Genomic DNA, 12635 nt, shown 5'->3' with positions numbered 1-12635 from the left:
CTCAGTCGCCCAGATGCTTCAGGCAATCTTGAACTGCGGCTTGATATGCCTCACGGAGATCAGGATTCCCTTGGATGTGGTGAGCCATTGAGAGGGTCTTCGGGTCAGCGAATATCAGATCGAGGTCTGCCTGCTCCTTCTGATAGAACTCTTGGAATTCAATTGCTTTTGCATCATCAGCTTGGGAACGACCGAAAAAATGAATGACTGGTTGCCAAAGTCTGAGCAGGAAAGTTTTAAGCATGGGAAAACCTGCGAAAAAAATTGCAAACAAAATCAGACGATCCCAAACGTGATCGCTTCAGAAAAAACTACAGGGATGTGACGGGGTACTACAGAGTGAAGTTACAAAATAACTACGGTTGTACTACGTGGTGTTACGAAAATGTTTCTGAATGTACTACGAAAATTTAGGGTCAGCCCGATCTTGGATATTTCCGTAACGGTGCCTCGGAGTGGTGATGGGTGTGGGAGCCTCAGCGACCCTTCAGAACCTCTTGAATCTGCCCTCAAACTAGCACCACTCCAAGCTTTCCTGCAAGTTTCTCTGGTCTGCTCTACAGACCTGGGAACTCCGTGGGAACTCACTGGGAACTTGATGGGAACTCAGCGGGAACTCAGCGGGAACTTGATGGGAACTCGGTCATTTTGGATGGCGGTATATTACTACGTTGATTATGGAGAAGTGAAAATCCATGAACGCAAACGCAAAATTTGGAATCGATACCGGGACATCTGGGACGAAAGTTCTCGCACAAATCACTTATCCCGGCAAAGTGGGCACCGAGGATTTGATATTGCAGTCCAGTGCCATCCGCAAAGTCACCGCTAGCTACTACGAATCGCTGAACTTGGTAAACAATCGGCAAGGATCTCACCTATCTTTTGATGGAAACTATTGGCTTGTGGGGGAGTATGCCGAGGAAGCGGTACGCCGAACTAAGGTGAATCGGGTTAAAAAGCACCATGCTGTGGCTAAGGTGCTGTCGATTGTGGGCCAGTTCCTGAGTGAATGTGATCGGCCATTGGATGTCGAGATTGATCTGATGCTGCCCTCAAATGAAGCGCCTTACTACCGAGAAACGGAGGAGCTGATCTTTCGGCAAATCCGCAGTTTCAGATATGGCATCAACACCGTCCGCTGCAATCCAGTCCGGGTTCAAGTTCATCCAGAAGGGTCTGGGTTTGCCAACTATGCAAATGTGTACCCCTGCTCAATTTTGATGTTTGGTCATCAGGATGTGACGATTATCAACCTCAAGGATGAGCAAGCGAATGTGGTGCCCAATGCTTATACCTGGACGGGGTACGGAACCATCAAGATTTTGCGGAACTTCCCGTTTGCCTTCAGCAATGAACTGACGGGGGCAAAGCTGTTGTATGAGGAGGCGATGAAATGGGGAGAGGGGGGCTTATCTGCAATTCTCAGTGAAGACGAACGTCTGGTTAAGCTAGCTGCACTCAAGGAAGCTAAGGATCTAGTGTGGGCAGACCTAAGTGATGACTTGGAAGCGGATACCGACTTTATGAATTCCAAGCGGGTGTATATCGGTGGGGGAGGTTCATTGTTCTGGGGCGACTACTTAGCTGAGTTGTGTCAGGCGAAGGCTGATATCCTCGCTCCAGTTCGCAAAGAAATCAAAGCTACATTTACCCAGCATCATTTATCTGCCTCCCAGCAGCAAAGGTTTATCGATCTGTATTTGGTGTGGCGACAACATGCAGCGCCCGTGATGCAGTTAGAAGCTGCTCCAGTCAGGGAGGCAGTCTGATGAGAAATCCAAACCATTACCGATTCCGCATGGATACCGTTTGGGATAAGGATCAGGAGATTACAACCATCATTGAGACAGCGAAAGCCCATTATCGTCGTTCCTTTTCTGAGAAGTGTGTCACTATCCTCTATGCGGTATTTAAGCCGTTGGCCGTAGCGCTCCAGACCAATTCTGTAGCAGAGGTACGCAAGGCGATTGAGTTGTCGCGGGACAAAGTTGAAACCTTCTATGACCTGGCGCTGATCCTGGTCTCCTCAGAAGAGACAACTCCCGACGAACCATCTTTACCCTCACCTCCCGCGCCCTCCATGCCAACAGTCGAGCTTGAGATTGTGCAGCCACCTTCTGATCCTTATGAGCCGCCGAGGGAAGCGGAGGAATCCCCGGTGGTAGATTCTGGCAGTTCTGCACCCAGTATCTATGCGGGCTTTGAAGAGGATGACTAATCCAACAAAAAAGCCAATCCCACCAGTCAAAAAAGTGCTGGCGGTACATTCTCATAGAACAACATTTGGAGAAATAAGCGAATGACTATTATCAATGACCTAATGCAGACCCTCGGTATGGATGACAAGCAAGTCGGCCATCTACTGAGAGCTTGCGGAATGAGTGAAGACGGCTATGACCTGGAAACTCTACAAGGAGTAGTGAAACTCCGAGAAGATAAAACCGCTGATACTTACACTCATGGCTGGTGCATCTATACCGCTGAGATGTATCAAGTTGACCTTAAGCCCATCCACAAAGCGATATCCGATGAAGGGATTGAGACGGGTGATGATTTGTACCATCCCTTGTTTTCCCTGGTTTGCGAGAAGGTTTCTGAAGAAGGGATGGACCCCGTTGATGTGGTCAAGGCAGAGATGCGGGGGGTGGAAGATGAGCCTTTGGTGGAATCTGCAATCCCAAGATCGGATCTGCCGGAAGTTCTGAAGCGGAAGATAGATCCGATTATCGACTTGGCGACGGAAAATACCATCCATCAGGTTGTGCAAGTTTTGGGTGAGTTAGATGAGAGTGCCAACCGATATGTCAACGCCCGAATCCAGGCGAAAGCCGATGAAATTATGCAGCGCCCGGAGGTGGCTGCCCTGGTGAGTAAGCTAACGGCTAATCAACTAACGCCGGGAAAGCAACCGCTCTTAAAGGCCACTGTAGTGGAGGAGTAGCGTGGACTTTTGTGGGAGAGATGGTGTACTCGCGGTTGATGAGCATTCTTGAGGAAAACGAGCGAATTGAATCCCTGCGAGAACGCAAGCAGTTTAACGACAACCAACACCTCCTGATGAAGTCTGCCCAACGCCGCCGAGAGTGGGAGTACCGAGCTGCGATGTTCACGGACATCCGGTATTGGGTTTGGGTGGTGGTGCTAGTCACCCTTCTCGCTGGGTTGGGGGGCTGGTGGCTGCGAGGAACCATCGCCCCAAGTCCGGCAAATAACAGTGGCGGTACATTCTCACAGGAAGGTTCGATTTCATCTCATTAGGTGGCGGTATATTATCCGTCACCTCCAATCAAACCAATAAGACGGATGGCACATTACCTGCCATTTCCAATCCAGAAAATTAACGGCGGTATATTACTCCGTCACCTTCAAGCCATCTCATTAAGGAAAGAAAATTATGCTTACCCAAGATAGACTCATCCAACCAAAACCTGAACTGTGGGTTGAGTCTCCATCCTCAAGTCAACTTTTTCTCAAACGCCTGATCCTCGTCAAGGCCATTGTTACCTCTCTATGGAAAGACGAAGCCCGTCAACAGCTCCAATCGCAAGCTGACCAACTGGATGAACAACTAGGCCAACTGGATGCCCAAGTTCAACAAATGGTTGGGGAGCTGAGCCATCATACTGTCCAAATCCATCCAGAGGGCAGCTCCATTGCCCAGACCCAAGCCCAGATCCAAGATATCCAGACTCAGGCCAATGAGCGCAAGGGTGAACTGCTGGAGCAGAAGACTCAGGTCTTGCAACAACTAGAGCAGATCGAAACTTTGGAGTTGGGCGAGGAAGTTGAGCAAGGCCAGGTCGATAACTTCTTTTATGCCAAGCAAGGCGACCATCTGATTCGCAAGATGCAGATTGAGGTTGTGATCCGCGACGGCGTGATTGAGGAGATTCGGGGCGAGTTGTGATATCGGCCTGCCTATTTCAAGGGAGGATGGCATACTATTTTGCCCCTTCCCAACTCATCAACTGAGGGTAGTGGCATATTAATCCATTACCCTCTCCACCAAAACTCAGGAGAAAAAATATGTTAACTGAATTGGGGGCAAGGACCGTCCCCAGACAACCCACAATCTTGGAAGGGTTGGGTTCAACGCTCAAGGTTGTTCTAGGTGCAATGTCTGTGAGCTGTGTTGTATTTGGCTTTCTAGCGGTTTCGCCTTATTTGATTGATGCCAAATGTTCTCGGCCTGGGTATACGCCCGTTACCCTAGCGCAGTGCTTACCAGAGTCTGAAGTCAAGTCCACGATTTGGGAGGTAAGAATCCCTACACCAATGGGAGGTTTCTATTTGGCGAAAGGAGAACCCATTGCCCAGGTATTTCCTCGGCTTTTCTCCCTATGGCTTTTGACCCTTCCTACGGTGGTCGCTACTTATTCTCTAGGACGCTTCGTTTTTGTGAAGCTGGCATTGTCAGCTGCTCAATCGCATGAATCTGAATCACGAGAAAGCAAGTGAGGTAGAACAAATGACTAACATAGCTCCCATAGATAAGCCACTGAAAAAGGAAGTACTCTCGACCATTATTTCAGCCTTGCCAGTTATTGCCCTGCGTCTCGGTCTGGTGGGTTGGGGCTGCTGGCTCATGGCTGATGGTTTTGTCGGGCCAGATCCAATGACGGGTCATTTGCGACTTGAAGCGCCCCCTTTTCGGCCTGTTGTAGAAATATCCAAGTCAATCATCCATAACCCCACTGCCAATGATTTCCTCCACTACGGTTCACTGGTGTGCATCGTTGGTGGAGCGGGTGTCATTGGCCTGAGACGTGTCGCTCTCCTTTGGGATACCTACAGAGACAAGGACGAGGCGGGTTGATGCCATTTTGCGATGGTCTCCGACCGGCCTTCGGCCATCGCAAGTCCGTATCGACGACAACTACCCCATACCAACTCCCCGACATTGCACCTGAAAACTCCCAGACTTCACACCTAAAAAATATCCCGCCACACAAGGAATATCCACCCATGAACCACAACCCAAACCCCACCTCCCCTTTGCCCTGGTGCGACCCACAAGACCAACAGGCGACTACCCAAGCAATGTTGCAAAACACCAGCACTCAGTTCCAGTTCCGCACAGACCGCCCCACCGAAGATTCAGACGGATGTGCAGAGGACAAAACAACTGAAGGATTCCGCTAATCAACTTACGAACAATTGAGGATGTTCCCATGAAACTTTCACTACCCTCCAGACAAACTCTCTGGGCCTTGGCCCGAGGTATCGTTGTCGGCTCCATCGGCGTGTCACTGGGGTTTTATCTGGTGATGATGCAACCCATCCCTAGAGCGGCCCGCCCCTTGTCCACGCATTTCTATCATCAGTATGAGAAAGCCAATATTGTCCTACCGGAGATAACTGAGGACAGCAGTACCAAAGAAACTCTGGAAGTTCTGGAGCTGCTGCGTGAGGGGTCCAGGCTGAGTGCGAATGCTGCCACTGCTGCCCTTGCTGAGTACCACATCTACTGGAGCCTAGCCTCTTGCCTGATTGCTTTTGGGCTGTGGTTTCCGATGACCTGGCTGGGGAGAAGGTTTGAGGGAAGTTAGTCATTGAAATTATTTGATTATTGAAAAAGGAAGGATAGCAAACGATGAAACCAATAGTTAGACAGCAAATTCAGAAAATCATAGAGGAAAATCCAGATGCAGCACAGGCAACCGCTAAGATTCTAGATTTTATGGATCGAGAATTTGACGCTAGTGGGAATGGGTGGTTTGAAGATGATCCTAATATTTTCGTCTTTTTTGATCGGTATTGTTCAGACGAGGATAGGCATATTTTTGAAGATCTGCCTCTTAATACCGAGTTGATCTATAAAGGTGAGCGGATGGTAAAAACGGGTAAACTAGCAGCCCGAAGGGTTGTCAAAGGGATAGAAACGCTTACGCAGATTGACGTTGAGATAAATCCTTCTGTGCGTGTTTATAAGGTGGGGCCATATGATTAGTCCTCTCTGCCCTAAAACTCTCCCCAAAGCTCCCTTTAAACCAATCTTCGCCATTGAAGTCCCAGTATATGAGCCAGTTTTGTCAGAGCAACAGATTCAGAGACTTCAGACAGCGCTCAAGAACCTTCCTGGCCTGGACTTTAGAATGTCTTGGACTCTTCCCGAAATGACCCAGGATGCGACCCAGGATCAGGCTGGGGTGAAGGAGTCCTCAAGCTCAGCTCCTGAGTAATTCATCAGGCTAGACCCAAGTCTGATCTCATCATTAGAGCGACAACTGAAGAATGAAACACTTTATCGCAGCGCTAATTTACCAGGTCAAAGATTACGATACAGGGGAAGCCTATTTCATGCCTACGACGGCAATAATGGCTCTGGAAAATGAGGCTAGTGAATTCGCCTTGACTTCTAAGACAGCCCTAGGTACTTTCCTTACTGTTGAGGAGAAGAAAGTCTTAGAGCTATGTTCATCTGAGAAGCCAGGGAGGATCGGAGTACAGCTAACTTCCGTATCCTTCTTACCTCATGTAATCACGGATGAGCGAAAGGATATTTAAGGAATGTCAGACTTTGGTTTTTCCCACTTTGTCTTAGATCAAGCGCTCATCCCAGCCTCTCAAGTAATTGCAGAGATCCTTTTGCTTGCCCTCCCACTCGGTCTGAGCGTCCTAGTCCTGGTTTTCTCTTTAGGACCTGTTACGGATCGTATTTTAGGAGTTTTTAATGACTAACAAGTTTTTCAGAGACTTCTCGCTTCTGTCTTCAGTCGCTATTGCTTTCGCTGTTACTTGGGTTAGCGGGTGCTCGTTGCATAGCTTAGTTAATCTTCAATCTTCCCAAGATTTATTAGACCAGCACCATTTCCCAGTTTTATCAGAACGAGATGAGATTGGTCGATTGAAACGGACCATTAATATCAATGGCAAAGATAAACTGGGTGATCAGTTCATTGGCGCTTCTAGGGTGAAGGACCGGATTGAGATATGGAAACAGACCGACCTGATTAGATCGGGGAATCCCAAAAGCATAAATGCTCTTGCAAAGTCTGATTGCACAAAGCTCTTAGGATTTTTGGGGTTGGTCCGGTCAATATTATCGATTTCGATCCCATTGATATTCTTTATTTTGATGAGCAGGCACCTGATGCGAAGCTATTCCGGTGTGATGTCATGGCTATTCGAGAGCGAAATAGTCATATACGACTCGCGAATCCTTAACTATCTTCAAGCAGCAAAACCCACACCTAATGAGGTGAATCCCATTGAAAAACAAATTCCTAGCTTTAGCCCTTGGAACGGCAGGCATTGTGTCTATAAAAAATGCGCTGGGCTACAATTTCCCCTTGGCTATCGTAACCGCCCTATTTTCTAGGCAATTTTATCCACTAATTCAGCACATATTTCTGGATTCATTACTAGTATCTGTTGCACTGGCGATATGGGTCTTTGCTGTTGGTCTGTACCACTCAATTAAGCAAATTGAGATAAGAGAGAAAGCTTTTCAAGCTCTTCTTCTCGCTAGTTTCTTGTCTGTCTTTTTTAGCTCCTTTCTAGCTCCTTTTTGCGGAAATATTGAGCTACCCAATGCTTATCTGATTCTCATGAATTACCTGTTCAATTTTATTGGAATTCTGCTTGCAATAAAAAATATTTGGCTCAGGAGTCTTGGAGACTAGCTAGTGATGCTCTCTGTCAGCTGCATGAGCTAATGGCGACAGCCCCTGATTACACACCTAATCACAGTAAAAACGATCCCCAGTACTTTGTCCTAGCAAGTCGTTCATTGCTTATCGAATTCCAATTTATATCGAGGTCACCACAATGCCGACTAACCCATTCTTCAGCTTCTTCGAGCAATCCTGGATCGACTACCAGACCGACCACGGTCAGCACCCAGACCCATGTACGGGACTTCCATCAGACGAAATCCTAGACCGGGTTTCGTCCTGGCTGGCTGAGTTCAATCCGCTGATATCACCTGAGTCGCAGGTAGCTGAGAGTATCCGGGTGGGCATTGCCCAACGGTTTCACGGGTGGCAGTTATGACTAAATCAACGTGGACGATTACGATTGATCCAGAAACTAGGATTGACCCCAATCGCTGGTTTGACCTGAAGCCTTGCCATTCTGACGAGGAAGTTGAAAGTGTTGCCCAAAGTCTACATGAACGATCTGCTCACCCTGACGACCGTGACCCTGAAGGTGATGCAGTCATTATGGAGCTTTTGGCTGATGAATACTGGTGTCGCCGCATTCGCCCGGTCTATTTGCAGCAGGGAAAGCTGGGCAATTGCTCACTGGCAATTCGAGTGGAGCTACGGCTAGGAGAAATTGGCACGATCCATTGTGGCTCAAATGTTTTCCAACATGAGCATATTTCTCATGCCCTGCAATTCATTGAAGCACTTGAGGGTCAGGATCTGGAGTATAGCGAGTACTGGATGGCAATCGCTGAACATTCTCAGCCACTGCCACCAGCACCGACGCTTGAAGACTTCTACCAATATGTTTTGCAGCGATGCCAGCTAGCAATTGAGGACTATCACGAACTCCTTAGCTTCTATGTCACGGATCGGAGTGGCTACCTGGAGATTGTCCACGGGCGAGAACCTAGGAGCTTTGAGGGTAAGTATGTCTGGGCACGGTTTGAAGCTTCTGAATTCCCTGGTGATTGTGAGCGCTGCATCAAGCCACAGAAGGAGGGGTTTGAAACACCCGAAGAAGAGCAGCGAGGGATTGAAGATTATTCCTGCCAGGTTGCACGTCATCTATTTGATGGTTTTCAAGATATCCAGCGTCGTAGGACTGATCGGGGTATGTACTCCCAGAGTCCTCAATCCCTTGCTAAACGCCAATCTACTGCTCCCGATCCAGTAACCCAATCCAAGCAGAGAGTCGAGGAACCCATCTTCGACCAGTTAGCACAAATCATTGCTGCCTTTGGAAGTCCGATGGCTGATGCCGAGGGTGGCACCCTGTATGACGATGGTACATACCTCTTTATGAGGGGTGAGCATGAAATCAATGTTGCTCGGAGCGCTGAGGGTGATTATGTTAATCACATTTATCGAAACCTCTGCCTTTTTGACCATCAGGACATCCGGGGTGTTGGACACAATTACTTCTTTGACCGCACCACTGCTGAGGATCGGGCGTACTTCACTCGCTTAGCTGAATCTATTGAAGACAAGACACAGGAAGATACTGAGCTTGAGCTGAATCCCGCTGTTTAATTTTTTATTTTCTCTCTGGAATTTGTATTGCCTAGGCACTTCAAATCCTGCACAGAATTCGTAATGCCTAACTAGATTTTCTACTTCATACCCATTACCTGTACTAAAACTCCCACCTAATGAGGTGAATCCCATGACTACTGCAACCGTCCTACAACCGATACCCTTCAATACTGACAGGCCGATCATCTTTGATGTTGACTTGAATGAAATCGAGTTAGATCCATCCTTCCCTTATACGGGCTTCTTGTGCGTCACCCAACACTGGCGTCATCCACTTGAGGTAGAGCTGTGGCCGCTCCCTGAAGGGATGAGTGAGCCTGAGCTATTGTCTCAAGGCTTTTACCAGACCAGTATCATCTTGAGTGGCGCAAGGCTCTATGTTCATCACACTCAAGTTGCTGAATTTGTCGAAGCTCAAGACCTGTTTGACCACTCCAACCCTAACCCAGAGGCTAAGACCGTACACTACACCGCTCCCTTTGAGATGCGGGCATTGACACTAGAGATATTTTCTTCATTCTTCGGTAAGGAGAAGCCCAAGCAATCCAGCTCCAAGGCAATCCACCCACTCCTGGTAGAGCCATCCAAGCAAATCCTAGAGAGGGTCGAAAGACTTGATCATTTACGCGAGTCTGGTTTTCTCACCGAAGTCTTCAGACCTCATGAAGTTCTGAGGGTCTCTCTTTCCCACCTCGACCATACTCAGTTGCCGTGCTGCCTGGAGGTCGAGGCCAAGTCTCCATCTCGCATTCTTATCTTTGGTGGTGAGCCATTTTTTCAGCTCAATGGCATTGAGACCACGATGGATATCCCGCATCTGTGGAATGTCGTCAAGGGTTTGCAGATGTGCTTTTGGGATTATGAGTATTTTGAATCATTTAGCAGCTTGGATATCATCTATCTGCTTTGCCGATATTTTAATTGCATCCCGTTGTCTGGCCTTGCCAGTGGTTTTGATGCCCAGTTGGATTTGATGGATAATTGGGAATGGTCTTGCCTGCCGGGTGCTGATTGGGATGTCTGTGCATCCCTGGTATCAGGCGAGGTGCGGTCTGAAGCTGAGCGTATCTCACAAGGTTGGAAGATTCGTGAGAAAGGAATTGAACAGGAAGTCAGTCTAGAAGTCGCTCCTGTAAACGAGTCGGGTGAAGTGCAGCGATATTTGTATCTATCAGCCGAGGGGTGGGAAGAGCTGCACTCACAACAGCCCCTCGACTTGGAGGATTTTCAATTGCTGGTGGGTGTTCGGGGTCATAAAACGACTATCGAGTATTTGACTGATCGCATTTCAATGTCAGGTTTAGAGGTTGAAATATTGATGGACGCCGAGGCCCGTACAAGAGGTCTAGAGCCTTATTGCTTGGATCCGAAAACCTTTGAAGCCTTGCCGGGGAATATTCTCATTGTCACTCGTGAGGAAAGGCGTATTACTGGCTTTCCTGAAGAACGTATTGAGTGGTGCTTGTCGCTAATGTGTACCAGGGGCGATTTACCTTACCACGGCACTCGGAAGACCACTAATTATTGCCGGGAAGAGGTTTTAGCAGCTTTTCAGGGTAGACCTCAATCACGACTGTCCCTGTCATCCGTCCAGATTGACCACGACCAAGTTTCAGTAGATGAATATTTTGATGATTCTCCTGACATAGATGAGTTGGAATTTCGTGATCGGCTTATTGAGTCAAATAACCGACAGGATGAGGATCAGAAGAAAGAGTTATTAGACTTTGTTGGTGTGATGGAACAGCATATTAACAAGCTTCCCGCCAACGAGAGAAATGATTACGCCGATCAACTTGAACAGGTTAAGGCTACTGATTCAATTCCAGAGTTAAAAGATAGAGTCAATCAGCTTTCCAGGGATCTATATGCCAAGTCTTATGACAACATCCAGCATGATATTGCGATGATGACTGCGATATCAGGGGGGGTTCTCTCAGAGCAGCCAGAAAATATCACTGAACGGCTCCAAGAGTTAGACGACACTCAAGGAACTGCAACGCCTTCTGTTCCTATTAGCCAAACCACTCAGAATACTTTCTGGATAACCCATGAGGCCAGCTACCTTAAAAGCGAGATGACCTGTGTCAAAACAACAAGAACACTTGCTCAAGCGAGACTCGACGCCTATTACATCCTGTCAGAAGGTTATGAGGCATTCGACGAGAACCAAAACCTCTCAGATATCGAACCCAGTCAAGAATCTGTCTGTCATCTATTGGTCAAGTTTTTTGGCTATGAAATTTGTGAATATAATCCCTCAGCGATAGAGATTGATTTGTACGATCTTTGGAACTGGACACAGGACGATATTCATCCAACCAATAAGAGCTGGGATCTGTGGCTGAATGTGTCACGGTTTCGATGGGGATTTTATCCCGAGTTGATGGCAATTATGGACGGCAGTCTCAACGTTGATAGACTGCCCCAATACCTTTGGAATTCTCAGCACGAGTCAGTCACTGGATGGGATTGTGGTGAGTACATCATTGAGGTGCCGTTTAATTTGTTCAATAGCCAATCAGAGGCTGAAGAGTTTGGCCGCTCCTGTTTTGCGCTTCAAACTAACGAGAAATATCCCAGTCTGTTCCGACTCTTCTATGGGGATGGTGGTCAGGCTTGCCTTCGTAAAGATGCGGTGATTGTATACCGCAAGCCTTCCATGTCTTACGAAGTTAATCCTGATGATCGGGCTAGCTGGGAACTCACGGACTTGAGCGCTGAAGATATTCCCGATTTGGAGATAAGCGGTCCCCTTTACTGCCAGGGCCAAGATGCTAAAGAAGGAGTAAGCCATGCAAACTAGCCCCAGCCCCAACACCCACCAGCCCCCACAGATAGACAAGGCATTGCTCCCCCACGAGGCCGCAGAATTCCTGGGTGTGACCGAAGACAGCTTGATGAATTCCACCCTGCAAGGTAATTGCCCTGGTGCCTGTATTGATGGTCAGTGGCGATTTAGTCAGCGAGGACTCAGTAAATACCTGTTGCAGCAGTCCAATCATGGGACTGGGATGCCGTGGCTAGATGAGCATTATGGTCCCTACTGGCTTGACGATACCGTTGAGAGCAAAGCAAAGAAGATCATTGAGCGGTATCAGGCAGGGGAGCGGTATTTCCCTCTCCTAGAAATTGAGGGTGGCAATTTTGCTGGGCTGGATCTAACGGGCATCGACTTTTGGGAGTCGAACCTCAAAGGCTCCAGCTTCAAGGGGGCAACACTCAAGAATGCCGTCTTTGTGGGTTGTAATCTGGAGTCCACCAGTTTTTCAGGGGCGGATCTGACGGATGCGGATTTCAGGTCTGCCTCGGTCAGGGGTGGTGATTTCAGAGGTGCAATCCTCAATCGCACAATATTCAGAGTCAGGAGTTGGCGAGGGGTGAACCTGGACGGGGCACAGATCAGCCTTGCGAAGTTTTGAGGTTTCATCGTCGGTTTCCATCCCC

General features: G+C 48.1%; 16 protein-coding genes. 15 read left to right on the top strand and 1 reads right to left on the bottom strand.

The features are described from left to right. Position 1 precedes the first annotated feature (1 nt). Positions 2-244 carry a relaxase domain-containing protein gene (locus I1H34_RS27970; protein ID WP_212666627.1) on the bottom strand — a complete coding sequence of 81 codons (243 nt, stop codon included), beginning with the start codon at positions 242-244 and terminating at the stop codon, positions 2-4. A 451-nt stretch (positions 245-695) separates the two neighbouring features. Here I1H34_RS27970 and I1H34_RS27965 point away from each other — a divergent pair, with 451 nt between their 5' ends. The 15 genes from I1H34_RS27965 to I1H34_RS27895 all read left to right on the top strand — a co-directional run bounded on the left by I1H34_RS27965 (position 696) and on the right by I1H34_RS27895 (position 12610). Further along, positions 696-1772 (top strand): ParM/StbA family protein, encoded by a 1077-nt coding sequence (locus tag I1H34_RS27965; RefSeq protein ID WP_212666626.1) that lies wholly within the window; start codon positions 696-698, stop codon positions 1770-1772. Further along, complete coding sequence (locus tag I1H34_RS27960) at positions 1772-2221, top strand: hypothetical protein (RefSeq protein WP_212666625.1); 450 nt, start codon at positions 1772-1774, stop codon at positions 2219-2221. The genes I1H34_RS27965 and I1H34_RS27960 overlap by 1 nt, the downstream gene beginning before the upstream one ends. A gap of 81 nt (positions 2222-2302) precedes the next feature. Further along, complete coding sequence (locus tag I1H34_RS27955; RefSeq protein WP_212666624.1) at positions 2303-2944, top strand: hypothetical protein; 642 nt, start codon at positions 2303-2305, stop codon at positions 2942-2944. 20 nt (positions 2945-2964) lie between these two features. Continuing rightward, on the top strand, positions 2965-3261 hold the full coding sequence (locus I1H34_RS27950) for a hypothetical protein (protein ID WP_212666623.1): 297 nt from the start codon (positions 2965-2967) through the stop codon (positions 3259-3261). Between the two features lie 136 nt (positions 3262-3397). Next, entirely contained in the window at positions 3398-3910 is a 513-nt protein-coding gene (locus tag I1H34_RS27945; protein WP_212666622.1) for a YlqD family protein, read from the top strand. Positions 3911-4029: 119 nt separating this feature from the next. Further along, positions 4030-4461 (top strand): hypothetical protein, encoded by a 432-nt coding sequence (locus I1H34_RS27940; protein ID WP_212666621.1) that lies wholly within the window; start codon positions 4030-4032, stop codon positions 4459-4461. Positions 4462-4471: 10 nt separating this feature from the next. Beyond that, positions 4472-4819, top strand: coding sequence for a hypothetical protein (locus tag I1H34_RS27935; RefSeq protein WP_249370256.1), 348 nt, complete (start codon positions 4472-4474; stop codon positions 4817-4819). Beyond that, complete coding sequence (locus I1H34_RS27930) at positions 4819-5145, top strand: hypothetical protein (RefSeq protein ID WP_212666619.1); 327 nt, start codon at positions 4819-4821, stop codon at positions 5143-5145. The genes I1H34_RS27935 and I1H34_RS27930 overlap by 1 nt, the downstream gene beginning before the upstream one ends. 29 nt (positions 5146-5174) lie before the next feature. After that, entirely contained in the window at positions 5175-5552 is a 378-nt protein-coding gene (locus I1H34_RS27925; RefSeq protein ID WP_212666618.1) for a hypothetical protein, read from the top strand. Positions 5553-5596: 44 nt separating this feature from the next. After that, a complete protein-coding gene (locus tag I1H34_RS27920) occupies positions 5597-5953 on the top strand; it encodes a hypothetical protein (RefSeq protein WP_212666617.1) in 357 nt (118 codons plus the stop codon). Continuing rightward, positions 5946-6185: a hypothetical protein gene (locus I1H34_RS27915; protein ID WP_212666616.1), complete on the top strand. Its 240-nt coding sequence runs from the start codon at positions 5946-5948 to the stop codon at positions 6183-6185. Before I1H34_RS27920 ends, I1H34_RS27915 begins: the two co-directional genes overlap by 8 nt. Positions 6186-7214: 1029 nt before the next feature. Then, entirely contained in the window at positions 7215-7628 is a 414-nt protein-coding gene (locus I1H34_RS27910; RefSeq protein WP_212666615.1) for a hypothetical protein, read from the top strand. Between the two features lie 366 nt (positions 7629-7994). Beyond that, positions 7995-9185: a hypothetical protein gene (locus tag I1H34_RS27905; RefSeq protein WP_212666614.1), complete on the top strand. Its 1191-nt coding sequence runs from the start codon at positions 7995-7997 to the stop codon at positions 9183-9185. Between the two features lie 133 nt (positions 9186-9318). Then, the gene (locus I1H34_RS27900) at positions 9319-11994 is read left to right on the top strand and encodes a hypothetical protein (RefSeq protein ID WP_212666613.1); all 2676 of its coding nucleotides are present in this window, start codon (positions 9319-9321) and stop codon (positions 11992-11994) included. Further along, positions 11984-12610, top strand: coding sequence for a pentapeptide repeat-containing protein (locus tag I1H34_RS27895; RefSeq protein ID WP_212666612.1), 627 nt, complete (start codon positions 11984-11986; stop codon positions 12608-12610). The genes I1H34_RS27900 and I1H34_RS27895 overlap by 11 nt, the downstream gene beginning before the upstream one ends. Positions 12611-12635: the final 25 nt, after the last annotated feature.

The organism is Acaryochloris marina S15 (genome assembly GCF_018336915.1).
GTDB classification, from domain to species: domain Bacteria; phylum Cyanobacteriota; class Cyanobacteriia; order Thermosynechococcales; family Thermosynechococcaceae; genus Acaryochloris; species Acaryochloris marina_A.
The sequence above is the reverse complement of the archived record's forward strand: the minus strand, read 5'-3'. Positions and strand labels throughout refer to the sequence as shown.